Raw genomic sequence first — 24,351 nt, 5'->3', positions numbered from 1 at the left:
CGGCGCCGCTCAGGCGGTCTGCGGCACGTGCGTGAAGAACCGCGCCAGTTGCTGCGCGAGGTCGTTCAACGCGCTCATCTCTTTTTGCGAAATGCGGCGCGGCTCCTGGCTCACGAGCCAGTCGCCGTACATCAACGCAACGGGCGAATCGCCGGGCGCGCCCACGGGCAGCAGCACGAACGCGCGCGCGTCTTCGAAGCTCGATCGATGCCAGCCCGGCAAGCGCGAGAGGATCTTCCCGTCGCGCGCATTCTCGATGAAGATGCCCACCTTGTTCGCGATGGCGAGATGGAACACGTCGGGCTGGAACGCGGCACTGAACGAGAGCTTCGGCAGCACGTCGCTCATGTCGGGGCCGAAACCGTGCTGCGCCTCGAACATGTTCGCCCCGCGCCGCACGAATACCACGGTGCGCGCGAAGCCGAGGCCCGCGAGCACGGTTTCCGTCGCAAGCGTGAGCGCCGCGTTGAGCGTGCTTTCGGGCGGCAGGGCGCGCAGGTCCTCGACGCCCGCCGCGATGCGCGCCTCGGGATCGAGCGCCTCGCGCGCGATGGCGTCCGCATTCGCGCGCAGCTCGACGATCTCGCGCATCACGCCGTCTTCGGCTTCCTCGCGCGCGAGCGCGAGGCTCATCTGCACGAGCACGTCCGGGTCGGTCGACAGCGCGCGGCCGTAGTGCTGCGCAAGCTCGGCGATATGCATTTCGCGCATTTCGTCGGAAAGGCCCGCCGTGGTCAGCACGCGCGCCACTTCGGTCGAATAGTTGGTGGTCGCGCGCAGCCACTGCACCTGGCGCGGTTCGTTGTCGGCGGGGTCGTACTGGCACATGCCCGTGCGGATCGTATCGGGCAGGCGCCAGCGTGCGGCGGCTTCGAGGCCGAGTTCTTCGAATGTCACGCCGAGCACTTCGAGGCAGGCCTCGTCGTCGCTCGCGCCTTCCTCGATCTCGCGGCGGATCTGGTCCCACTCGGGCTCGAGATAGAACACGACGAGTAGCTTGCCCATCTGGCGCATGAGCGTGCACACCACGGCCTCTTCGCCCGCGCGCAGGTCGCCGTTCTCGGTGAGCTTGCGCGCCACGCAGCCCGACAGCATCGTGCGGTTCAGTTCGAGCTTGGCGTCGATGCGGCGCGGCGCGCTGTGGTGGAAGTGATCGACGATCTTCAGGCCGACGACGAGATGCCCGACCGCGTCCATGCCGAGCACCATCAGTGCGCGCGTGACGGTCGTGATGTTGCCGCCGAAGGCCAGGTACATGGCCGAATTCGCGAGCCGCAGCACTTTCTGCGTGAGCGCGAAATCCGACAGCACGACCTTCACGAGCGCGCTGAAATCGTAGTCGTCGTTCGTCATCGCCGCGATCGTGGTGCGCAGCGATTGCGACAGCATGGGAAAGTCCCCGCGTTCATTCATGCGGGCCCACAAGCGGTCGAGCAGGGCGGCCTTTACCGTCTGAACCATGTCAATTTCGCGAAAGCCCTGCTGTTTGCGATGCCTGCATCATTGCACCTCGTGCAAGTGCAACGCACCCGAAACGAAGCGCTGCTGCAATTCTTCTGAAGGCAGCGCCTTGCAGACGAGCCATCCCTGGATATGCTCGCACCCCATGTTCGTGAGCAGCTCGCGCTGCGCTTCGGTCTCCACGCCCTCGGCCACGAGTTCCAGGTCGAGCGTGCGCGCGAGCCCGACCACCGCGTTGACGATCGCCTGGTCGTTGCGCGACGTGATGAGGTTCTCGACGAAGCTGCGGTCGATCTTCAGCTTCGAGAGCGGGAAGCGCTGCAGATACGCGAGGCTCGAATAGCCCGTGCCGAAGTCGTCCACCGCGAAGCGGATGCCGAGCGAGGTGAGCTCTTCGAGCAGTGTTTTCGCGTGCTGCGGATCGTGCATGAGCAGGCTTTCGGTGATCTCGAACACGAGCCGGCGCGGATCGATTCCGGTGAGCTCAATGGCCTCCTCGACACTTTCCCTGAAGCGCGGATTGCGAAACTGCTGGGGCGAGACATTGACCGCGATGTACTGCAGTTCGATGCCTTGCTCATCCCATTGGGACAGTTGCATGCAGGCAGCCTTCAATACCCAGTTGCCGAGATAATTAATCAGGCCGACGGATTCCGCAAGCGGAATAAATGTTGATGGCGGTACGAGCCCGTGCAATGGATGTTGCCAGCGGATCAACGCTTCCACGCCGACCACGCCGCGCGAGGCGCTGCTGGTGATGGGCTGGAAGTGCAGCGAGAACTCGCCGTTGCGCACGCCGTCGTAGAGATCCGATTCGAGCTTCAGGCGCATGGCGTCGGTCGGATCGTCGTCGGGGACGTGCAGCGTCAGCGTGTTGCCGCCGATGGCCTTGGCCTGCTGAAGCGCCTGGTCCGCGCGGCGGATGAGCGGCGTGGAGTCGGCGCTGGTGGGGTTGCCGCTTTCGGCGTCCGCGCTGCCCGCGCCGTGGCGCTGGTCCGGATGAAACGCGATGCCGATGCTCGCCGAAAGATGCACGGGCTGATTGCGAAACGAGTACGGCTGCAGGATCGAGGTGAGCAGGCGCCGGCCGAGCGCTTCGGCGGCGGCGCGCACGTCGTCGGCGCCGGCGTGCAGTTGCGGCGTGATGAGGATCGCGAACTCGTCGCTGCCGACGCGCGCGATCGTCTCGCCCTGCAAGGCGAGATGCGTGAGGCGCCGCGCGGTTTCGCGCAGCAGCTCGTCGCCGGCGTCGTAGCCGAGGGCGCGGTTCACGCGCTGGTAGTCGTCGAGATCGAGCAGCAGAAGCGCCACCGGCACGCCGTAGTGGTCCGCGTCGGCCTGGGCGCGCTGGAGCGCGGGCGCGAGCGCGGTCTGATTGGGCAAGCCGGTGAGCGGGTCGTGATGAAGCGCGTGAGTGAGCGCGGCCTCGGTGCCTTGCCAGCCCGAGACGTCGAAGCCGGCAACGGCGAAGCCGGGAGTCTCGCCGTACAGGGCGGGCTGGACGCGCAATTCGACCGGCAGCGGGTAGGTGAGCGCCTTGACGAGATCGACCGTTTCCTTTTCCGCGGCGCCGCTGTGCGCGGCGCGTGCGAAGAGCGCTTCGAGGCGCTCGTGGTGCTCGGGCGCGACGATGTCGGTGAGCGTCGCGCCGAGCAGGAATTCGCGATGATAGCCGGCAAAGCGCAGGCTGGTGTCGGAGACGTAGAGAAAGTGGAGGTTGGCGTCCACGTGCGCGAGGAAGTCCACCGCGGCGGCCGTGCTTTCGAACGAGAGAGAGACGGCGTCCGCGTAGTCGGGCTCGGCGGCGGAGTGCGAAGCGGGCACGAGCGGCGCCTGTGGTCCGGCGGACATGGACGGGTCGCAGGCAACGCCCCTGAGCCGGCCAAGCGCGCATAGCCGGCCAGCGACCGTGCGCAACCAGCCCTGGCGGGGCGCGGTGATCCTGTTCGCTTCCATGTCTGTCGCTGGCAATCCTTTGTTTGTCTCCGGCATCCTGACCGCGCCTGCCGCGTCGCTCGCGCGCACGCCGCTGGCGCGGCGTGCCGGTTTCCACGTCCGGCTGAAGCCGCCCATCAGAGCAAGTTATCGACCTCGGGCCGGAAATCTTTAGCGGCGGTGTCAGAAAAAACACCGGACGTGTAAACATGACCGGAGGCGGTGCGGCAGCGTCCAGATTCGGTTAAAGTGGCGCCGGTCGAGACGCCGTTCGCCATGCGCAACGGGCCGGCGCGGGCGAAGCGCCCGTCGTGCCGGCCGCAGGGTCGGGGCGCCGCGTCGTCGGCTATTTCATCCGTACGAATCATCCGCCATGTCCGATTCATCGTCAGCGTTCGCCGCGCCGGCAAGCGAGGGTGCGCGAGGCGAAGCGGGCGAGGGCACTCCTGGTACCGCGCCATCTATGTCGTCAGCTTCACAGCCTGGGCTTGCACCCGGGGCATCATCCGGTTCGCAGCACGCTTTGCAGCCAGATTCGCAGCCATGCCCGCTTTCGGCTTCGCAGGGCGCGCTTCGCGCGAACCCGGGGCTGGCGCAGCCGTTCGTCTATCTCGGCCGGCAGCCTATTCTCGACCGCAACGGTGCGCTCAACGCCTATGAGCTGCTTTTTCGCGGCGGCGCGCAGAACCGCGCGGACGTCGACGACGATGTGCGCGCCACCGCCCAGGTGATGACGCGCACGATCGGCCAGCTCGGCGTGCCCGCCGTGCTCGGCCGTCACTACGGCTACGTCAATATCAGCCGCGAGCTGCTATTCGACGACATCGTGCATCTGCTGCCGCCCGGCCGCTTCGTGCTGGAAGTGCTCGAACACGTGAGCTTCGATGCCGCGGTGCTGGAGCGCCTCGCGCAGTTGCGGCGCGCCGGCTACCGCATTGCCTTCGACGATGTGTGCGAGCTCACGGAGAACCTGCTGCGCGCGCTGCCCTACGCGGACATCGTCAAGGTCGACCTGATGCAGACCGAGCGCTCGGCGCTGCCCGCACTGGTTGCGCGCCTCGCCGCGCACGGCAAGACGCTGATCGCCGAAAAGGTCGAGACAAGCGAGGACTTCGAGCTTGCGTCGTCGCTCGGCTTCGAACTCTTCCAGGGCTACTTCTTCGCGCGTCCGCAGGTGCTGCGCGCGCCGCACGTGCGAGCATCGCGTCTTGCGCTCGTGCGCTTGCTCGCGCTCGTGGCGAACGACGTCGGCACGGCCGAACTCGAGCGCGAACTGCGCAGCCATCCGGGCGTAGTGGTGCAACTATTGCGTCTCGTCAATTCGAGCGCTTATGCGCCGGGGCGGCCGATCTCGTCGCTGCGCGAGGCGGTGCTCGCAGCGGGCACGCGCCAGATCGCGCGCTGGGCGCAACTGCTCCTCTACGCGAGCGGACGCGACCTCCCGTGGGGCTCCGACCCGCTGGTGCAGCTCGCGGGCACGCGTTCGCACTTCATGGAGCTTGCCGCGCGCAGCCTGAGCCCACAGGACCAGGATTTCGCCGATGCCGCCTTCATGACCGGCATCTTCTCGCTCGTGCACGTGCTGGTGGGCTCGACGCCCGCGCATACACTCGATCGTCTCGGCCTTGCGCGCGAGATCGTCGAGGCAGTGGACGGCAACCGCGGCAAGCTCGGTACGCTGCTGCGCATCACGATGGACGCCGAGCGCGGCGATTACGACGGCGCCCAGCGCATTGCGAGCGAGGCGGGCGGTATGTTCCTTGCGCTGACGCCGCCGCTGCTCGGCGAACTCAACCTGTGGGCGGGCGCGTGGTTTACGGCGTACGCCGAAGGCTGAAGGCAATCTGTAAGGCGGACTCGGGAGCGCGCAGCGGGCGCCGGGATTGTGTGGTCCAATAACGCCATCGCCGGGTGCGCGGCCGTGACAGGCAAGACGCGCGGACACATGCGCGCAACACGTGCGCCGGCGTGGCGATTCAACTCGAGGGCATCCGACATGAAACCGAGGTTCTTTGCGGCGGGAGCCGCGGCGCTCGTGTGCGCCGGACTCGCGCTTTTCACCCTGTCTGCGCAGGCGACGCTCAAACCGGGCGATCCCGCCCCGGACTTCACCACTCAGGCATCGCTCGGCGGCAAGACTTATACGTACTCGCTTGCTTCCGAACTGAAGAAGGGGCCGGTGGTGGTGTACTTCTATCCGGCGGCGTTCACGAAGGGGTGCACGATCGAGGCGCACGAATTTGCCGATGCGGTCGATCAATACAAGCAGTATGGCGCGACCGTGATAGGCGTTTCGCACGACGACATCGGCACGCTCACGAAGTTTTCGGTCAGCGAGTGCCGCAGCAAGTTCCCGGTGGCCGCCGACGAAGACGCGAAAATCATCAAGTCGTACGACGCGTCGATGCCGATGCACGAATCGATGGCCAATCGGGTTTCCTACGTCATTGCGCCGGACGGCAAGATCATCTACGAATACACGAGCCTTTCGCCTGATCAGCACGTCGCGAATACGTTGCGCGCCGTGAAGGAATGGGCTGCGCAGCATCGGCAGCCATAGCCGCATTTCCCGGTCAGCCCGATTCCTGTGTCACGAAAAGCCCGGACCGCCGCGGCCGTCGCCGCGCGTTGTGCGACGTTGCTCGCGGGGTGCGATCAGCAAAAGGCCGCCGACGCCGTCAACGCGCAAACTATGCGCTGAGCCACGAGGAGGTCTGGAGCTGGCACTGGGCCGAAGGCGGCGTGGCGGGCGACGGCATGTTCGACGCCCATTTTTCGCCCGACGGACTCGTGATCCGGACGTCGCGCTCGGACGCGCCGGGGCATGAGCGGCATTGAGGCGGCCGGCGCGTCGGCCGCGAGGAGCACAAGAGGATGAAACGTATCGCGCTGCTGTGGAACGTGGTGAAGGGCGATGCGCGCGTGCTATGGCATGCGCTGCGCCAGCCGCAGCGCCCGGTATGGCTGGTCCCCGCCACGGCGCTGGTCGCGCTCTATGCGCTCGATCCGTTCAATGTCGCGATGCCGCTTGCCGGCATCGTGGACGACGGGATCATCGTGCCACTGGTGCTGCATCTGATGGTGCGTTGTCTGCCGGCGCATTTGCGCGAAGCGCGCAAGGTTCTCGCATGAAAAAAGCGGCGGGAGCCGGCCCCGGCCGCCGCTGACCGCTCGCGCGCCGCCGGCTGTTCGGCCTGCTGCGGCGCCCATCACTGCGTCCCGGGCGCCGGCGCCGCGCGCCCGCGCTTCCCATCCCACCACACGCGCAGCCGGTCCATATACAGGTACACCACCGGCGTCGTATAGAGGGTGAGCATCTGGCTCACAATCAGCCCGCCCACGATCGAAATGCCTAGCGGCGCGCGCAATTCGGCGCCTTCGCCGCGCCCGAACGCGAGCGGCAACGCGCCGAGCAGCGCCGCGCAGGTCGTCATCATGATCGGGCGGAAGCGCAGCAGGCAGGCCTGATGGATCGCATCGCGCGAACCCAGGCCCTGGCGCGAGGCTTCGATCGCGAAATCCACCATCATGATCGCGTTCTTTTTCACGATGCCGATCAGCAGGATCACGCCGATCAACGCGATGATGCTGAACTCCGTCTTGAAGAGCAGAAGCGCGAGCAGGGCGCCCACGCCTGCCGAGGGCAGCGTCGAGAGAATCGTGAGCGGGTGGATATAGCTTTCGTAGAGAATGCCCAGCACGATATACACGGCAGCGAGCGCCGCGAGAATCAGCAGCGGCTGGTTGTCGAGCGACTGCTGGAACGCCTGCGCCGTGCCCTGGAAGCTGCCGTGGATCGTCGCCGGCATGCCGATCTGGCTCATCGTGTCGTAGATCGCCTCGGTGGCGTCGGAGAGCGACTTGCCCGGCGGCAGATTGAACGAGATCGTCGAGGCCACGAACTGACTCTGGTGATTCACCGAAAGCGGCGTCGTGCCGGGACCGAACGAGGCGATCGACGAAAGCGGCACCATGGTCTCCTTCGAGGTGGAGACGGCCGCGCCCGACGACGCGCTCGACTTGCCGCTCGCCGCGAGCGAGTTGGTCGCGAGGTTGCGCGCGGAGTCGGCGGCGATGGCCGCGGCGCTCGACGCCGTGGTCGCCGCGGTTCCGCCCGCCGACGCCGTGGTCGGGCCGCTCACGGTGCCCGCCGTCGCGTTGGTGCTCTGTGCGCCGCTCGCCGTGCCGCCCGAAGTGCTCACCCAGATCTCGTCGAGCATGGTCGGGCTCTGCCAATACTGCGGCGCGACTTCCATCACCACGTGGTACTGGTTGAGCGGGTTGTAGATGGTCGAGACCTGGCGCTGGCCGAACGCGTCGTAAAGCGTGTTGTCGATCTGCGAGGGCGTGATGGAGAGACGCGCGGCGCTCGCGCGGTCGATGTTGATCATCGACTCGAGGCCGCCTTGCTGCTGGTCCGAATTCACGTCGGCGAGTTCGGGGCGCGCCTGCAGCGCCTCGGTGAGCTTCGGCCCCCACTTGTAGAGGTCGGCGGTGTTGTCGGCGAGCAGCGTGAACTGGTATTGCGCATTCGACTGGCGCCCGCCCACGCGGATGTCCTGCACCGATTGCAGGAAGGTGCGCGCGCCCGCCACGTTCGAAAGCGGGCCGCGCAGTTGTGCGATCACCTGGTCGGCGGAAATCTTGCGCTCGCTCTTGGGCTTGAGCGAGACGAACATGAAGCCGGAATTGGTCGCGCGCCCGCCGGAGAACCCCGCCACCGATTCGACGGCGGGGTTCGCCTGCACGATGCGCATCATCTCGGCGAACTTCACTTTCATTGCCTGGAACGAGGTGGACTGGTCGGCCTGGATGCCGCCGACGAGCCGCCCTGTGTCCTGCTGCGGGAAAAAGCCCTTCGGCACGATCACATAGAGCGCGACGTTCAGCGCGATGGTCGCGATGAGCGTGAGCAGGATCACGAACGGGTGCGCGAGCGCCCAGCCTAGCGTGCGCTCGTAGCCGCGCTGCATGCGCAGGAAGCCGCGTTCGAGCCACTGCGCGAAACGGCCTTCCTCCTGCTTCTCGTGCGCCTCTTCGAGCAGGCGCGAGCACATCATCGGCGTGAGCGTGAGCGAGACGACGAGCGACACCGCGATCGCGAGCGAGAGCGTGAGCGCGAACTCGCGGAACAGCCGCCCGACAATGCCGCCCATCAGCAGGATCGGCAGGAACACGGCGACGAGCGAGACGCTGATCGAGAGAACCGTGAAGCCCACTTCGCGCGCGCCGAGCAGCGCCGCCTTCGTGCGCGGCACGCCGTTTTCGATATGACGCGAGATGTTTTCGAGCACGACGATGGCGTCGTCCACGACGAAGCCCGTCGCGATGGTGAGCGCCATCAGCGAGAGGTTGTCGAGCGAGAAGCCCATCAGGTACATGGCCGCGAACGTGCCGATGATCGAAATGGGCACGGCCACGCTCGGGATGAGCGTCGCGCGCCAGTTGCGCAGGAACAGGAACACCACCATCACGACGAGCGCCACGGCGATCACGAGCGTGTGCTCGGTGTCCTTGAGCGACGAGCGGATCGTGACCGAGCGGTCCGAGGTGGGGGTCACCGCGACGTCGGCGGGCAGCGACGCCTTGAGCTGCGGCAGCATCGCGATCACGCGGTCCACGGTCTCGATGATGTTCGCGCCCGGTTGGCGGTAGAGGATCACGAGCACCGAGCGCTTGCCGTTGGCAAGGCCGATGTTGCGCAGGTCTTCCACCGAATCGACCACGTTGCTCACGTCCGAGAGTTTCACGCCCGCGCCGTTGCGGTAGGCGATCACGAGGTCCTTGTACTGGCTCGCCTTGCTCGCCTGGTCGTTGGTGTAGAGCTGGAAGCGCTGCGGCCCGAACTCGATGTCGCCCTTGGGACTGTTGGCGTTGGCGGAGGCGAGCGCCGCCCGCACGTCCTCCAGGCCGATACCGTAGTGGAAAAGCGCGTGCGGCTCGAGCTCGACGCGCACGGCCGGATTCGCCGAGCCGCTCACGTCGACTTCGCCCACGCCGTCCACCTGCGAGAGCGACTGCTGCAGCACCGTGGCCGCGGAGTCGTAGAGCTGGCCCGCGGAAAGCGTGGGCGAGGTGAGCGCGAGAATGAGGATGGGCGCGTCGGCGGGGTTGACCTTGTGGTAGGTCGGGTTCTGGCGAAGGCTCGTGGGCAGGTCGGCGCGCGCAGCGTTGATCGCGGCCTGCACGTCGCGCGCGGCGCCGTCGATGTCGCGGTTCAGGCCGAATTGCAGCGTGATGCGCGTGCTGCCCACCGAGCTTTGCGACGTCATCTCCGAGACGTCGGCGATGGAGCCGAGGTGGCGCTCCAGCGGGCTCGCCACGCTGGTCGCCACCGTTTCCGGGCTTGCCCCCGGCAAGGTGGCCTGCACCGAGATGGTCGGGAAGTCCACTTGCGGCAAGGGCGCGACCGGCAGCTTCGTGAACGCGAAAAGGCCGGCCAGCGCAATGCCGATCGCGAGCAGCGTGGTCGCAACGGGGCGCGAAATGAACGGGCGCGAGAGATTCATCGCGTCAGCCCTGCGTGGACGAGGCGTTCTGCCCGCCGCTCGAATGGCCGCCGAAGCGCCTGCGCAGGCGCTGCGCGATCCGGTCGAACGCGAGGTAGATCACGGGCGTCGTGAAAAGCGTGAGCGCCTGGCTCACGATCAGGCCGCCCGCGATCGCGATGCCGAGCGGCCGCCGCAATTCGCTGCCGGCGCCGCTGCCGAGAATGAGCGGCAAGGCGCCGAGCAGCGCCGCCATCGTCGTCATCATGATCGGCCGGAAGCGCAGCAGGCACGCCTGATAGATCGCTTCGCGCGGCGGCTTGCCTTCCTGGCGCTCGGCTTCGAGCGCGAAGTCGATCATCATGATGGCGTTTTTCTTCACGATGCCGATCAGCAGCACGATGCCGATGATGCCGATGATGTCGAGATCGTGCCCGGTCATGATGAGCGCGAGCAGCGCGCCGATACCCGCCGAAGGCAGCGTCGAGAGGATCGTGACGGGATGCACGAAACTCTCGTAGAGCACGCCGAGCACGATGTACATCGTGACGATGGCCGCGAGAATCAGGAACAGCTCGTTGGAAAGCGACGCCTGGAACGCGAGCGCCGCGCCCTGGAAACGCGTCTGGAACGAGGCGGGCAGGCCGATGTCTTTCTCCGCCTGCTGGATCGCCTTCACCGCCGCCCCCAGCGACGAGCCCGGCGCGAGATTGAACGACACCGTCGTGGCCGGGAATTGCGAGAGATGCGAGACGAGCAGCGGCGCGGGGCGTTCGTGGAACTTCGCGATGGCCGAGAGCGGCACCTGGCCCGTGGTCGAGGTCGAGGAGGGCAGGTAGATCGAGTTCAGCGCGTCGGTGTAGTGCTGGAGGACCGGGTCGGCTTCGAGAATCACGCGGTACTGGTTCGATTGCGTGAAGATCGTCGAGATGATGCGCTGGCCGTAAGCGTCGTAGAGCGCGTTGTCAACCGTCGCGGGCGTGATGCCGTAGCGCGCGGCGCTCGCGCGGTCGATCTCGATGTACACGGAGCTGCCCCGGTCCTGCAGGTCGGTCGCCACGTCAGCGAGTTCGGGCAATTGCTGCAGGCGCTGCACGAGCTTCGGCACCCAGGTCGTGAAGTCCTGGATGTTGGGGGTGGTGAGCATGAACTGGTACTGCGTCGGGCTCACCGTCGAGTCGATCGTCAGATCCTGCACCGGCTGCATGTAGAGCATCGCGCCCGGTACGTGCGCCACGCTCCTTTGCAGGTCGCGGATGATTTCGCTGGCCGTTTCGCTGCGGTCGTCGCGCGGCTTCAGGTTGATGAGCATGCGCCCGCTATTGAGCGTGATGTTCGTGCCGTCCACGCCGATGAACGACGTGAGGCTCTCCACGTTCCCGTTCTCGAGGATCGCGGCGGCGAGCGCCTGCTGCCGTTCGGCCATCGACGCATACGACACCGACTGCGGCATTTGCGTGATGGCCTGGATCACGCCCGTGTCCTGCACGGGGAAGAAGCCCTTGGGCACGACCACGTAGAGAAAGCCGGTGAGAACCAGCGTGGCGAGGAACACGGTCATCGTGAGGCGCTGGCGCGCGAGCACCCATTCGAGCGCCACGCCGTAGCGGCCGATCACGTAGTCGAAGAACGCGTGCACGCGCGCCTCGAAGCGATGGCTTTCGGGCGGCGGCGTATGGCGCAGCATCTTCGCGCACAGCATCGGTACGAGCGTGAGCGAGACCACGGCCGAAATCACGATGGTCACGGCGAGCGTGATGGCGAACTCGTGGAAGAGGCGGCCCACCACGTCGCCCATGAAGAGCAGCGGAATGAGCACGGCGATGAGCGACACCGTGAGCGAGATGATGGTGAAGCCGATCTGCTTCGAACCCTTCAGCGCGGCTTCGAGCGGCGTATCGCCGTCCTCCACGTAGCGCGCGATGTTCTCGATCATGACGATGGCGTCGTCCACCACGAAGCCTGTCGCGATGGTGAGCGCCATCAGCGACAGGTTGTCGAGCGAGAAGCCGCACAGGTACATGACCGCGAGCGTGCCGATGAGCGAAAGCGGCACCGAAAGGCTCGGGATGATGGTGGCGTAGATGTTCGCGAGGAACAGATACATCACCAGCACGACGAGCACGACCGACATCAGCAGTTCGAACTGCACGTCGCGCACCGAGGCGCGGATCGTCGTGGTGCGGTCGGTGACGATCTGCACGTCGAGCGACGAGGGCAGCGCCTGCTGCAGTTGCGGCAGCAGCGTCTTGATGTTGTCCACCACCTGGATCACGTTCGCGCCGGGCTGGCGCTGCACGTTCAGGATGATCGCGGGCGTGCCGTCCGCCCAGGCGCCGAGCTTCGTGTTCTCCGCGCCCTGCACGATGTTCGCGACGTCCGTGAGCATGACGGGGCGGCCGTTGCGGTACGCGATCACGGCGTCCTTATACGCGTTGGCGTCCGTCAACTGGTCGTTCGCGTTGATCGTGTAGGCGCGTGTGGGGCCGTCGAAGTTGCCCTTCGGCGTGTTCACGTTCAGGTTCGAGATGCTCGTGCGCAGGTCGTCGAGATTCAGGCCGTAGGCCGCGAGCGCGCGCGGGTTCGCCTGGATGCGCACGGCGGGGCGCTGGCCGCCCGAGAGGCTCACGAGGCCCACGCCGGCCACCTGCGAGATCTTTTGCGCGAGGCGCGTGTCGGCGAGATCCTGGATCTGCGTGAGCGGCAGCGTTTTCGAGGTGATCGCGAGCGTGAGGATCGGCGCGTCGGCGGGATTGACCTTGGCGTAGATCGGCGGCGCGGGCAGGTCCGAGGGCAGCAGGTTGCCGGCCGCGTTGATGGCGGCCTGGACTTCCTGCTCGGCCACGTCGAGCGGCAAGTCGAGGCTGAACTGCAGCGTGATGACCGAGGAGCCCGCCGAGCTTTGCGACGACATCTGGTTGAGCGACGGCATCTGCCCGAACTGGCGCTCGAGCGGCGCCGTGACCGAGGACGTCATCACGTCCGGGCTCGCACCCGGATAGAAGGTCTGCACCTGGATCGTGGGGTAATCGACTTCGGGCAGCGCGGAAAGCGGCAGAAAGCGCAGCGCGACGAGGCCGACCAGCATGATCGCCGCCATGAGCAGCGCCGTGCCGACCGGCCGCAGGATAAAGACGCGGGATGGATTCATGCGGCTTACTGGCCCGAAGCCTCAGAGGCGTGACGGCGACGGCCGTGGTGAGCACCCGAAGCGCCCGAGGCCGCGCCGGCCCGCGAGGCGCCCTTCGCGCCCGACGCCCCGGATGCGTGCTGCGGCCGCTCGGCGGGAATCGTGATCTTCGCGCCTTCGCGCAGACGGTCGGAACCGTCGGTCACGACACGCTCGCCGACGGCGAGACCCGAGGCGATGCTGGTGCGCTCGGCATCGACGGGGCCCACTTTCACGAGCCGCACGGTGACGGTGTTGTCGGGCTTCACGACGTAGACGTACTGCCCCTGCGAACCGTTGAGCACGGCCGACGTGGGCACGATCACGGCGTTGTGGATCGTGTCGACGAGCAGGCGTGCGTTCACGAACTGGTTCGGGAAGAGCGCCTGCTCGTGGTTCGCGAAGCTCGCGCGCAGCTTCACGGTGCCGGTCGTGGTGTCGATCTGGTTGTCGATGGTCTGCAGCGACCCGGCTTCGAGCATCGTGGTGTTGCTGCGGTCATAGGCGGTGACCGACAGCTTCGTGCCCGCGCGCAGCTGCTTCATGATGGAAGGCAGGTTGTCCTCCGACGTCGTGAAGATCACGCTGATCGGCTCGAGCTGCGTGAGCACGACGATGCCGTTGGTGTCGCCGGGCGTGACGTAGTTGCCCGGATCGACCTGGCGCAGGCCGACGCGGCCCGACACCGGCGCGGTGATGCGCGCGTAGGCGAGGTCGAGCTTGTAGGTATCGATGTTGGCCCGATCGGACTTGACGGTGCCCTCGTACTGCTTGACGAGCGACGCCTGGGTGTCGACCTGCTGGCTCGCGATCGAGTCTTGCGAGAGCAGCGTCTGGTAGCGCTTGAGGTCGAGGCGCGCCGTCGCGAGCAGCGCCTCGTCGCGCGCGAGCTGGCCTTCGGCGTTGGCGAGCGAGATCTGATAGGGGCGCGGGTCGATTTGCGCGAGCACGTCGCCCTTTTTCACCATCTGGCCTTCCTGGAAGGAGACGTCCTGCAGCGTGCCGGAAAGTTGCGTGCGCACCGTGACGTCCGCGAGCGGGGTGACCGTGCCGAGCGCGGTGATGACGATGGGCATGTCGCCGGCCCTGGCCGTGGCCACGCTCACGGGCTGCGCCATGTTGGCCATTGCGCCCGGGCCGCCGTGACGCATGCGCGCGCCGCTCGCGGGGGGTGCGTTGCCGCCCGAAAGCGCCTTGTTCCACGGCTGCCAGCGCGCGAGGACGATGCCGGCGACCACGATCACGACGCCGAGCGCGATGAACTTGCCCCTGCGGCCGCGCGAGGCGGCGGCGGGCGCGGCCGGTGCAGGAGACTGCGGCGGCGTTTCTCGACGGGGGGAATCCGGGCGCTTTTCTTGTTGATCCATCGGTCAGGTCGGTAACGGGTTCTCGAGGGCTCTCGTGTGAGCGGATTACGGTTTTGCCGGCGACGAGGCGGACGGCGCCGCGGACGTGCCGCGCGAGCGCCGATGCTATGCATATCGCGCGCAAGCTTGATGTCGGGTGGCGCGGCGGCCTGGCCCGAATGCCCGCGCCGTGGGATCGGGTCGGCGCGCGGCTGGCTGGCGAACCGCGCGAAGGGCGGCGGGCGCGGCGCAGGCGCTCGCTGGCGGCCCTTGTCGCCGAAAAGCATGATGCTACGGTGCGCCCTTCGTTACAGTCCAGCGCCGATTCTTTCGAGACGTTACCAGCGTTACACCTGCTGTCGGTTTTCCGTAAGACGAGGGCGCTGGCGATCAGGTCGCATGGGGCAGGCGCAAGGTCCCGCCGATTTCCCCGGCGATGCGCGCGACGCATTCGCGCAACAGCGGCACGACATGGGCCACGAGCCACTCGCGCGGGCATAGCTGCGAGGCCCCGCCGCAGTTGACGGCGTAGATTTCGTCATTGGGGCCGGCAAACGCCGTGGCAATCGCGTTGAGCCCTTCGTACCACTCGCCGATCGCGAGACCGTAGCCGTGCGCCCCGGTTTCGGCGACCGCGGCGTCGAGCCGGCTGCCGACGACTCCCCAGTCGCTGCCCGTCGAGGCCTGCAGCGCGGCCGTGAGTTCCGCGCGCGCGTGCGGGTCGAGCGCAGCGAGGTAAGCGCGTCCGACTGAGGTGCGGACCATGTCGATGCGCGAGCCGACTTCGAGGCGCGTGACGAGGACCGCCGTGCGCGGCCGGATCGCGTCGATCACCACCATGTCGAGACGGTCGCGCACGGCGAGGTGCACCGAGAGGGCGGTGCGCTCGGCAAGGCGCATGAGAAAGGGCCGCGCCCGGCTGCGAATGTCGGAATTGCGCAGGAAGCCGTTGGAGAGCTCCAGCACCGACGACGTGAGCACGAAGCGCTCGCTGTCGGGAAGCCGCGCGAGAAAGCCCGTGCTCACGAGCGTACCGGTGAGCCGCGAGAGGGTGGGCTTCGGGATGCCCGTCAGTTCGGTCAGCTCACGGTTGCTGAGCGGCGCGTCGGCAGCCGCTACGCAGCGCAGCACGGCGAGGCCGCGGGCGAGCGCGGTGACTTCGTCGGTGGCGCCGTCCTTGTCGCGGAGCGTTTCGTCGCGAGTGCGCGGATCGGATGCGGAGTTCATCGGCGGGCAATTTTCCGAAACAGAATTTCACATTCAGGATTTGCGCGGCATGGCCTTGGGCCGATGTAGACGCCTTGGGCGCCGCGTTTTTTTGTGCCCGGTCAGGACCGTGCGCCCCAAATTAGGGCGCATAGCACCAGGCGATTGTAGCCGACGCGGGATGGTTGATGAATCGCGTATTTTGGCGAGATTTTGCTTGACTTAGTCATCACGTAGGTAAAAAATGGAACCCGATTTCGGTAAATCGCTGCAACCCCGCAAAACTTGCGGGTTTTTATGTATCCCGTGCTATGCATTACGCATAGTTTCCGGTGTGGGAGCGCGAAAAGGCCGAAAACCGTCTCTCAGGTTCTAGCACGGCCCTCGGAATGGCTAGAACTTTTCAAAGCGCCACGTGCGAACGTGGCGCTTTTTTTTGTCCGGCTTTTACGCCGAAGGGTTTCACGGCGTCGGGCATCTTGAATGCCCCGAGACGGCGCGCAAATCACGCGCCCGATCGTGCCAGTGTTGCGGCCGTTTTCCGGGCCGCCTCGCGCGTTTCTCGTATCGGCAACCTGCCGTACCATCGCCGGATCACCCGTTCGATGGAGTGGCACATGCTTTCCGAAGAGGAACTGGCTTTGCTCGACGCCATCCGCGAAACTGGCAGCCTCACGCGCGCCGCCGCGCGCCTGAACAAGGCGCCCTCCACGGTTTCGCATGCCGCGCGCCAGCTCGAAGCGCGCTTCGACGCGCTGCTCTTCGACCGCCGGCGCTATCGTCTGCAGCTCACGCCGGCCGGCCATCTGCTCGCCGAGGAGGCGGGGCGCCTGATGCGGGACGTGGCGCGCATGACGCAGCGCGTCCGGCAGGTCGCGAACGGCTGGGAAGACCGCCTGCGGATCGTCAGCGACGAAATTATCGAATTCGAGCTGCTGATGCCGCTCATCCGCGATTTCGACGCGCTGCGGTCCGGCGTCAGGCTGCGCTTCACGCACGAAGTGCTCTCGGGAACCTGGGAGGCGTTGCGCGACGGGCGGGCCGATCTCATCATCGGCGCAACCAACGAGCCGCCCGCCATCGACGGGCTCCACTGGTTCGAGCTCGGCGTGATGGAGTGGACGTTCGCGGTTGCGCCGAGGCATCCGCTTGCGCGCGAAAAGGAGCCGCTCTCGCGGGAGCGCATTCTGGCCGAGCGTGGCGTGGCGGTCGGCGATTCGGCGCGGCTCACGCCCGGGCGCGCCTACGGACTGCTCGGTGGCCAGGACGTGCTGGCGGTGCCCTCGATGCGCGCGAAGATCCTCGCGCAGCGCGAGGGCTTCGGCGTGGGCTGGGTGCCGCGCCGGCGCGCGGCGAAACTGATCGAGCGCGGCGAACTGGTCGAGAAGGCCACGGCGAGCCCGCGCGAGCCGAACGTGCTCTACGTGGCGTGGCGCGGCGAGCCGGTGGGACGCGCCCTGCAATGGTGGATCGACACGTTGCGCGAGCCGCGTCTCGCGAAGCGCCTCGTCGAGGGCGTGGCGGTAGCTGGCTGAGGCGGCCAGCCGGTGTCACGACACGACGTTCGACGGCTTCGAACGTTTGCGCCAGGCGCGTCGTACGGCAGGCGCCGCGGCGCGCGGCAACATGGCGTCACGGTCTCGCAGCGAGACCATCCTCTTACAGGAGAACGTCATGAACCGCTTTGCAAACAAAACTGTCCTCGTAACCGGCGGCACCAGCGGCATTGGCCTCGCCGCCGCGCAGGCCTATGCCGCCGAAGGCGCGCGCGTGATCGTTACGGGCCGCGACGAAGCCGGGCTCGAAGCCGCGCGCCTCGCGCTCGGGCCCAATTCGCTCGCATGGCGCAACGACGCCGCTTCGCTCGCCGCCGCTCGCGAACTGGCCGCGGCGGTGCGCGAAGCCGGCCTGCGACTCGATGTCGTGTTCGTCAACGCCGGGGTGGCGAAGCTCGCCCCGTTCGAGCAAGTGAACGAAGCGCTCTGGGACCTCACGTTCGACACCAACGTGAAGGGCGCGTACTTCCAGCTTCAGGCGCTTTTGCCGGTGCTCAGCGACGGCGCGGCCATCGTGCTCAACGGCTCGATCAATGCGCATATCGGCATGCCGACTTCGTCGGTCTACGCGGCGAGCAAGGCCGCGCTGATCTCGTTCGCGAAGACGCTCTCCGCCGAACTGCTGCCGCGCGGCATTCGCGTGAACGTGGTGAGCCCGGGGCCGGTCAAGACGCCGCTCTACGACAAGTTTGGCATGGACGCCGCCGCGCTCGAGGCGGCGGCCGAGTCGATCCGCGCGCTGGTGCCGCTCAAGCGCTTCGCCAGCGCAGAGGAAGTTGCGTCGACGGTGCTCCATCTGAGCGCGGCGGAGTCGGCGTTCATGATCGGCACCGAGGTGATCGTCGACGGCGGGATGGGCCAGCTTTGAGCGTGCCGCGCGCGGGTCGGGCCGGACAGGCGGGCGGCAGGGCGCCGCCCGCGGTCCCGGTCAGTCACGACACCGTTTCGCGTTCCGGCGTGGCGGTGATCTTGTGGATCGAAAGATCGGTGCCGTTGAATTCTTCTTCGCGATCGATGCGCAGCCCCACGAACTTGCGCAGCAGGCCATACACCACGAGTCCGCCGACGAAGGCGATCACGATGCCCGCAATCGTCCCCACGACCTGCGCGCCGAGCGACACGCCGCCGATGCCGCCGAGCCAGCGCGCGCCGAAGATGCCCGCGGCGATGCCGCCCCACGCGCCGCACAGGCCGTGCAGCGGCCACACGCCGAGCACGTCGTCGATGCGCCAGCGGTTCTGCACGCAGGTGAACATGTAGACGAACAGCACGCCCGCCACCGCGCCCGTCGCGAGCGCGCCCAGCGGGTGCATCACGTCCGAGCCCGCGCATACGGCCACGAGGCCCGCCAGCGGCCCGTTGTAGGTGAAGCCGGGGTCGTTGCGGCCCGCGAGCCAGGCGGCGAGCGTGCCGCCCACCATGGCCATCAGCGAGTTGACGGCGACGAGGCCGCTGATCTTGTCGATGGTTTGCGCGCTCATTACGTTGAAGCCGAACCAGCCGACCGCGAGCACCCATGCGCCGAGCGCGAGAAACGGAATGTTCGAGGGCGGATGCGCGGCAATGCGCCCGTCGCGCGTATAGCGGCCATGGCGCGGTCCGAGCAGCAGCACGGCGGGCAGCGCCACCCAGCCGCCGAATGCGTGCACGACCACCGAGCCCGCGAAGTCATGGAACGGCACGCCGAACACGTGCGTGATCGCATCTTCGAAACCGAGGCGGTTGTTCCACACCATCCCTTCGAAGAACGGGTAGACGAACCCGACGATCACGAACGTCGCGAAAAGCTGCGGATTGAACTTCGAGCGCTCCGCAATGCCGCCCGACACGATGGCCGGAATCGCCGCCGCGAAGGTGAGCAGGAAGAAGAAGCGCACGAGCGCGTAGCCGTTGTGCCCGGCGAGCACGTCGGCGTGCGAGAAGAACTGCACGCCGTAGGCGAGCGTATAGCCGATGAAGAAATAGGCGATCGTCGAAATGGAAAAATCGACGAGGATCTTCACCAGGGCGTTGACCTGGTTCTTCTTGCGCACGGTGCCGAGTTCGAGAAACGCGAACCCCGCGTGCATGGCGAGCACCATGGCTGCGCCCAGCAGCAAAAACAGCGTGTCGGTGCCGGTCTTGAGATTGTCCATCTGGCTTAGTCGGTTTGCCCAAAATGGGCGCATAACGAGCAAGATGCGGGCCAGCTTTGGCGCCAAACTGGTGATCCGCCGGTTCGGGAGGGCTTAAGCCGGTGCGCACGTGCACCGAAGCGGGAAGCGGCCGCACCCCGGGACCTGCGAAGATGGTGCGGACGCCCGGAACGCGTGCACTGCGTCGCGGCACAATTCCGGGGCGTGCGCGCAAACGTGGGGAAATTGCGCGCCACAATGGGGCGGCAAATTCGATTTTCCTTTCCGTGTCGAGGGGTTGTCGGCTAAACGAAATATTTTGGCCGTCATGCGCGCGAACGGCGGGCGTGGCATGGATTCCACGCTAGTCCCCGCATTCGCAGTCCGGCCGCACGCGGAGCGCAAACGCCGACATAATGGCCGGATCGCCACCTCGCGCGCGTCCGGCCGCTCCGCACGCGCCACGTCATGCCGTAATGCGTCTCACGACCAAAGGGCTTCTGCTGATCGCGATTCCCGCCGTCTTCGAACTGAGCTTGCTGTCGGCCATCGTGAAGGCCGAGGCCGACGCCGCCGCTGCCGAGCGTTGGGGCCAGCACAGCCAGGCGGTGCTCGCGCAGGCTTCGCGCGTGCTCGAACCGGTGCTGGTCGAGTCGGTGCAATTGCGCGGCGCGGTGGCGGCCAACGACACCGGGTATTCGACGCCCGTATCGATGTGGATGGACGTCGATCAACGCATCGACCGCCTCGTCGAGCTCGTCTCCGACAACCCCTCGCAGGTCGAGCGCGCCGTGGAGATCCGCCACGCCGTGCAGAACTATCGCCAGTGGTCGGATCGCGTGCAGGACCTGCTGCACTCGGGGCGCCGCGCCGACCTCGCGGAGCATTTTCGCGCGCTCGTGGCCGCCGACGTGCTCGACCACGTGCGCGCGCAGATCGTCTCGTTCCAGACGGAGGAGCGCCGCCTCGACGTCATGCGGGTGAGCGCCGCCGAAGCGGCGCGCGCCCAGCAGCAGTCGCTCGTGATGACGGCCGTGATCGGCTCGATCGTGCTGGTCGCGCTTGCCGTGTGGCTTTTCACGCGCGGCGTGCGCGGGCGGCTCGACGCGCTTTCCGACAATGCGAACCGGCTCGCCGCGAACGAGCCGCTCGCGCCGCTCACGGCTGGCGCCGACGAGATCGCCGAGCTCGACTTCATGCTGCACCAGATCAGCCAGCGTCTGATCGAGGCGGAGCGGCTGCGCCTCGGCTTCCAGGCCGACCTCGCGCGCCGCGCCGACCAGCTCGCGCGCATCAACGAAAACCTGCGCCAGCAGACGCAGGAGAACGAGATGTTCATCCACGGCGTATCACACGATCTGCGCGCGCCGCTCGTGAACCTGCAGGGCTTTTCTCGCGAGCTCAATCACGCCTGCAACGAACTGCGCGAACGCATTGCGAAGTCTTCGCTCGCACCCGAGGCGCGCGAGCGCATCTTGCGGACCATCAACGAGGACATCGGCGAGGCGCTGCGCTATCTGCAGACGGCCGTGCTGCGCGCGTCGCACATCATCGACGCGTTGCTGCGCCTCGCCCGCGTGGGGCGCGTGGAGTACCGGCGACAGCGCGTGGGCGTGCAGGAGCTGGTGCAGCGCGTGGTCGACGCGATGCATGCCTCGATTCGCGCGCGCGGCGCGCAGGTCAGCGTGCACTCGCTGCCCGACGTGTGGGGCGACGCGACGGCGCTCGAGCAGGTGTTTGCCAACCTGATCGGCAACGCGCTCAATTATCTCGATCCGGCGCGCGACGGGCGCATCGAGATCGGCACGGCGAGCCCGCCGCCGGGCGTCGAGTCGCTGCAGATCTTCTATGTGCGCGACAACGGGCTCGGCATTCCCGCGGTGGGCTTGCCGCGGCTCTTTCAGGCGTTCCAGCGTCTGCACGGCAATGTCGCGCCGGGCGAGGGCATCGGGCTCGCGCTCGTGCGCCGCATGGTGGAGCGGCATGGCGGGCGCGTCTGGGTGGAGTCGGTGGAAGGCGAGGGTACGACGTTCTATCTTTCGTTGCCGGACGCGCTCGCGGCCGCGCCGCCTTTGCCCGGCGACGCGGAGCAGATCATCAACGCGCTCGAACGGGCGGAGCGAACGGAAGGGGCATCCGGCGGCGTGGGGGGAAATGGCGCAAGCGCAAGCGACGGAGCCGGTGGCACGAACGCGAAAGAGGGTGTCCGAAGCGAGATCGAAGCGGCGCCGGCAACGGCCTTGAGACCGCCCGCCAGCACATAGACAGGGCCACCCCGGACCTTGCGGATGGCGAAGCGCCGCATGGCCGCAAACGGCGCGAAAACGCTCAGCAAGCGCCGAAGATGCGGCGTGCCTTGAGCAGGCGGCTTGCGCGAAACGAGCAGATGCAGCCTATGGCGGCGAGCGCCAGCGCAGCGGCCAGCGCGGTGCGGGGGTTCAGGGCGTGCCCGAACGGCGCGCCGCCCGGCGAAACGAAGCTGCGGTCCAGCGTGAGCAGCGCCGCCCATAACGCAATCGCCGCCTGCACGAGCAGACGCGTGCCGCGCGCATGGCGCGCGCGGTCGGTCAAGCTTCGTTTGCGGCTGCCGCGCGAACAGAAAAGGGCGATCGCCGCCAAGGCGATCGCGAGAATGACTAGCCAACTGGTCAGATTCATGAAACGCACTCCGAATATTTGGCGGCTATTCTGGCCAGCGGCGGAGTGCGGCGAAATCAGATCAATCCGAATCGACGCCCGGCGCGCGTCGTCCCGCTTGGGAGACTGACGCGCCCGGCGGTGAGCCCGTCGATCAGGGTTCGATGCGCGTACCGAGCAGAGCGAGGAACTGTCGCAGCCATTCGGGATGCGCGGGCCATGCCGGCGCGGTGACGAAGGGCGCGTCGGTGACGGCGCCGTCGATCGCGATGTCGGCGTATTCGCCGCCCGCGAGCCGTACTTCGGGCGCGCAGGCCGGATAAGCGGAGATGCGCTTGCCGCGAATCACCTCCGCGGCGGCCAGCAGTTGCGCCGCATGGCAAATGGCCGCGATGGGCTTGTTCGCTTTCGCGAAGTGGCGAACCAGCTCGATGACCTTCGGATTCAGGCGCAGGTATTCCGGCGCGCGGCCGCCCGCGATGGCGAGGGCGTCGTAGCTGGCGGCGTCGATTTCATCGAAGGTCGCGTTGAGCGCGAACTGATGACCCGGCTTTTCGGTATAGGTCTGGTCGCCTTCGAAGTCGTGGATGGCGGTTTTCACGCGCTCGCCGGCCTTCTTGCCGGGGCATACGGCGTCGACGCGGTGGCCGACGGCCTGCAGCGCCTGGAAAGGCACCATCGTTTCATAGTCTTCGGCGAAGTCGCCGGTGAGGAACAGAATCTTTTTGACGGCCATCGTTTGTCTCCGGGCGTGGACGGTGGAACAGATCAAGCGCCCACGCAGTCTACTCCATCATGTTTGACGATTTTGCAAAGCATTCCACGGCGCCCCGCGCGCCGGAATCGGTCGACTGGCGCCGCTATGCGCCGGGTCGCGATGCGTCTGCGCTCGCCGCGCTGTTCCGCGCGTCCGTCGACACGCTCGCGGCCTCGCACTATGACGCGTCGCAGCGCGCCGCCTGGGCCGCGGCCTTCGACGATCTCTCGGCCTTCGATGCGCGGCTCTCGCGCGGCGTGACGCTCGTCGCGCAATGCGAAGGTGCGGCCGTCGCGTTCGGGCAGCTCTTTCCGTTCGATCACGTGGAGATGCTCTATGTCGCGCCGGCGTGGTCGCGCCGCGGCCTCGCGACGGCGCTGATCGCGCGGATGGAAGCGCTCGCGCGCGAATCGCGCTCGGCCGTGCTGACCGTCGACGCGAGCGTGTTGTCGCGGCCCGTTTTCGAGCGCGCGGGTTTTTCGCTCATTTCAGCGGAATCGGTTTTACGCGACGGCGTATCATTGCCGCGTTTTCATCTATGCAAGCCGCTTCATGCGGCGAATCTCTCAGGATGACCATGTATTTGAAGGTTTCGACGAAAACGCTGGGCCTCGCGCCGCTCATCGTGTGCGTGGCGCTCGCCGCCGGCTGCAACAAGCAGGATGCTGCGGCTCCCGACTTCGGCAAACAGTCCGCCGACGCCATGAAGCAGGCTACGCAGGACGCCACGAAGCAGGCCGCGCAGCAGGCGGCGCAAACGCTCGACAAGGCGGCGAGCTACGTAAACCAGCAACTCGGTGCGGCGCAGCAGAAGCTCGACTCGGCAGCGTCGCAGGGCCAGCAGGCGAGCGCTTCGACGGCGGAGCTGGCTTCGTCGGCGCAGGGGCAGTTGCTCGGCGCGGCGAGCGCGGCGCAGACGCTTCTCGGGCACGCCGCCGCAGCCACCGGCACAGGCCTGACGATCGCGGGCCATTCCCTGCAGCGCTGGGCAAGCAGCGCCGCAGAGGCCGCATCGGCGCCGGGACAGGCCTCGGATGCGTCGCAGTAAGGACGCCTCCGGCGCACGCCGGCCGTGTGCGTTGACGCTTCGAATTAATGTAATTATCATCGTTACAATTTTTGGCGCGCGGGCGCGCCACCTGGATGTGGCTGGATCGCCGTGAATACGAGTAGCCGTTTCGCCTTCGCCGTTCATGTGCTCGCGCTGCTCGCGCAGCAGGAGGGCGTGCCGCTTTCGTCGGAGGTCATTGCGGGCAGCGTGAACACGAACGCCGCGCTCATCCGCCGTTTGCTGTCGATGCTTGCCAACGCCGGGCTCACCACGGCGCAACTCGGGGCGGGCGGCGGGGCGCTGCTGGCACGTGAGCCGCAGGCGATCACGCTGCTCGACATCTACCGCGCCGTGGACGACACGCAACTGTTCGCGATGCATCGCGAGGAGCCCAACCCGGCATGCATGGTCGGGCGGCATATCCAGCAGACGCTGCGCGGCGTGATCGACGATGCGCAGCGCGCGATGCAGGCGTCGCTCGCCGCGCGCACGCTCGCGGACGTCGTGGACGACGTGGCGCGCAGCGAGCGCAAGCGCGAACGTGCGCGGGCGCGGCGCGCATGAGCGGCAAGCATGCCGCCCAGGTCGTTAGCGGGGCGTTGCCCCGTTTTTTCATCCCTTAAATGTAACG

General features: G+C 67.1%; 20 protein-coding genes. 10 read left to right on the top strand and 10 right to left on the bottom strand.

The window, feature by feature from the left end:
* Nucleotides 1-9: 9 nt before the first annotated feature.
* The 3 genes from BLU17_RS09685 to BLU17_RS32265 form a co-directional block, all read right to left on the bottom strand.
* Nucleotides 10-1,461 carry an HDOD domain-containing protein gene (locus BLU17_RS09685; RefSeq protein WP_091996500.1) on the bottom strand — a complete coding sequence of 484 codons (1,452 nt, stop codon included), beginning with the start codon at nt 1,459-1,461 and terminating at the stop codon, nt 10-12.
* 39 nt (nt 1,462-1,500) lie between these two features.
* The gene (locus BLU17_RS09680; protein ID WP_091996499.1) at nt 1,501-3,417 is read right to left on the bottom strand and encodes a putative bifunctional diguanylate cyclase/phosphodiesterase; all 1,917 of its coding nucleotides are present in this window, start codon (nt 3,415-3,417) and stop codon (nt 1,501-1,503) included.
* Nucleotides 3,418-3,533: 116 nt separating this feature from the next.
* Complete coding sequence (locus BLU17_RS32265; RefSeq protein WP_143189206.1) at nt 3,534-3,764, bottom strand: hypothetical protein; 231 nt, start codon at nt 3,762-3,764, stop codon at nt 3,534-3,536.
* Nucleotides 3,765-3,919: 155 nt separating this feature from the next.
* Here BLU17_RS32265 and BLU17_RS09675 point away from each other — a divergent pair, with 155 nt between their 5' ends.
* From BLU17_RS09675 to BLU17_RS09660, 4 genes are all read left to right on the top strand, one after another.
* Entirely contained in the window at nt 3,920-5,233 is a 1,314-nt protein-coding gene (locus BLU17_RS09675) for an EAL and HDOD domain-containing protein (protein ID WP_425434078.1), read from the top strand.
* A 159-nt stretch (nt 5,234-5,392) separates the two neighbouring features.
* Nucleotides 5,393-5,956, top strand: a complete 564-nt coding sequence (locus BLU17_RS09670) for a peroxiredoxin (RefSeq protein WP_091996497.1) — start codon at nt 5,393-5,395, stop codon at nt 5,954-5,956.
* An 89-nt stretch (nt 5,957-6,045) separates the two neighbouring features.
* Nucleotides 6,046-6,234, top strand: coding sequence for a hypothetical protein (locus tag BLU17_RS09665; protein WP_143189205.1), 189 nt, complete (start codon nt 6,046-6,048; stop codon nt 6,232-6,234).
* Between the two features lie 36 nt (nt 6,235-6,270).
* Nucleotides 6,271-6,528 (top strand): hypothetical protein, encoded by a 258-nt coding sequence (locus BLU17_RS09660; protein WP_091996496.1) that lies wholly within the window; start codon nt 6,271-6,273, stop codon nt 6,526-6,528.
* Nucleotides 6,529-6,605: 77 nt separating this feature from the next.
* Here the strand turns inward: BLU17_RS09660 and BLU17_RS09655 are convergent, their stop codons facing one another.
* The 4 genes from BLU17_RS09655 to BLU17_RS09640 all read right to left on the bottom strand — a co-directional run bounded on the left by BLU17_RS09655 (nt 6,606) and on the right by BLU17_RS09640 (nt 15,626).
* Nucleotides 6,606-9,905: an efflux RND transporter permease subunit gene (locus BLU17_RS09655; RefSeq protein WP_091996495.1), complete on the bottom strand. Its 3,300-nt coding sequence runs from the start codon at nt 9,903-9,905 to the stop codon at nt 6,606-6,608.
* Nucleotides 9,906-9,909: 4 nt separating this feature from the next.
* On the bottom strand, nt 9,910-13,035 hold the full coding sequence (locus BLU17_RS09650; RefSeq protein ID WP_091996494.1) for an MdtB/MuxB family multidrug efflux RND transporter permease subunit: 3,126 nt from the start codon (nt 13,033-13,035) through the stop codon (nt 9,910-9,912).
* Nucleotides 13,036-13,040: 5 nt separating this feature from the next.
* Nucleotides 13,041-14,420 carry an MdtA/MuxA family multidrug efflux RND transporter periplasmic adaptor subunit gene (locus BLU17_RS09645; RefSeq protein ID WP_091996493.1) on the bottom strand — a complete coding sequence of 460 codons (1,380 nt, stop codon included), beginning with the start codon at nt 14,418-14,420 and terminating at the stop codon, nt 13,041-13,043.
* A gap of 369 nt (nt 14,421-14,789) precedes the next feature.
* The gene (locus tag BLU17_RS09640) at nt 14,790-15,626 is read right to left on the bottom strand and encodes an IclR family transcriptional regulator (RefSeq protein ID WP_091996492.1); all 837 of its coding nucleotides are present in this window, start codon (nt 15,624-15,626) and stop codon (nt 14,790-14,792) included.
* A 596-nt stretch (nt 15,627-16,222) separates the two neighbouring features.
* On the opposite strand from BLU17_RS09640, the gene BLU17_RS09635 reads away from it, so the two are divergent.
* A complete protein-coding gene (locus BLU17_RS09635) occupies nt 16,223-17,140 on the top strand; it encodes a LysR family transcriptional regulator (RefSeq protein ID WP_091996491.1) in 918 nt (305 codons plus the stop codon).
* A gap of 139 nt (nt 17,141-17,279) precedes the next feature.
* A complete protein-coding gene (locus tag BLU17_RS09630) occupies nt 17,280-18,029 on the top strand; it encodes an SDR family oxidoreductase (protein ID WP_091996490.1) in 750 nt (249 codons plus the stop codon).
* A 64-nt stretch (nt 18,030-18,093) separates the two neighbouring features.
* Here BLU17_RS09630 and BLU17_RS09625 read toward each other — a convergent pair whose 3' ends face one another.
* Nucleotides 18,094-19,296, bottom strand: a complete 1,203-nt coding sequence (locus tag BLU17_RS09625) for an ammonium transporter (protein WP_091996489.1) — start codon at nt 19,294-19,296, stop codon at nt 18,094-18,096.
* 455 nt (nt 19,297-19,751) lie between these two features.
* On the opposite strand from BLU17_RS09625, the gene BLU17_RS09620 reads away from it, so the two are divergent.
* Nucleotides 19,752-21,539 carry a sensor histidine kinase gene (locus BLU17_RS09620; protein WP_091996488.1) on the top strand — a complete coding sequence of 596 codons (1,788 nt, stop codon included), beginning with the start codon at nt 19,752-19,754 and terminating at the stop codon, nt 21,537-21,539.
* A 64-nt stretch (nt 21,540-21,603) separates the two neighbouring features.
* Here BLU17_RS09620 and BLU17_RS09615 read toward each other — a convergent pair whose 3' ends face one another.
* Complete coding sequence (locus BLU17_RS09615) at nt 21,604-21,933, bottom strand: hypothetical protein (RefSeq protein WP_091996487.1); 330 nt, start codon at nt 21,931-21,933, stop codon at nt 21,604-21,606.
* Nucleotides 21,934-22,066: 133 nt separating this feature from the next.
* Nucleotides 22,067-22,648: a DJ-1/PfpI family protein gene (locus BLU17_RS09610; RefSeq protein ID WP_091996486.1), complete on the bottom strand. Its 582-nt coding sequence runs from the start codon at nt 22,646-22,648 to the stop codon at nt 22,067-22,069.
* Between the two features lie 59 nt (nt 22,649-22,707).
* Here BLU17_RS09610 and BLU17_RS09605 point away from each other — a divergent pair, with 59 nt between their 5' ends.
* The 3 genes from BLU17_RS09605 (at nt 22,708) to BLU17_RS09595 (ending at nt 24,284) form a co-directional block, all read left to right on the top strand.
* The gene (locus BLU17_RS09605) at nt 22,708-23,244 is read left to right on the top strand and encodes a GNAT family N-acetyltransferase (RefSeq protein ID WP_091996485.1); all 537 of its coding nucleotides are present in this window, start codon (nt 22,708-22,710) and stop codon (nt 23,242-23,244) included.
* Nucleotides 23,245-23,246: 2 nt separating this feature from the next.
* The gene (locus tag BLU17_RS09600) at nt 23,247-23,717 is read left to right on the top strand and encodes a BCAL1086 family glycoprotein (protein ID WP_091996484.1); all 471 of its coding nucleotides are present in this window, start codon (nt 23,247-23,249) and stop codon (nt 23,715-23,717) included.
* 111 nt (nt 23,718-23,828) lie between these two features.
* Nucleotides 23,829-24,284 carry an Rrf2 family transcriptional regulator gene (locus BLU17_RS09595; protein WP_091996483.1) on the top strand — a complete coding sequence of 152 codons (456 nt, stop codon included), beginning with the start codon at nt 23,829-23,831 and terminating at the stop codon, nt 24,282-24,284.
* Nucleotides 24,285-24,351: the final 67 nt, after the last annotated feature.

Origin of the sequence: Paraburkholderia lycopersici (assembly GCF_900096975.1) — a bacterium.
In the GTDB taxonomy this organism is placed as follows: domain Bacteria; phylum Pseudomonadota; class Gammaproteobacteria; order Burkholderiales; family Burkholderiaceae; genus Paraburkholderia; species Paraburkholderia lycopersici.
Note: the sequence above shows the minus strand (reverse complement) of the source record. Positions and strands in the feature narration are given on the sequence as shown.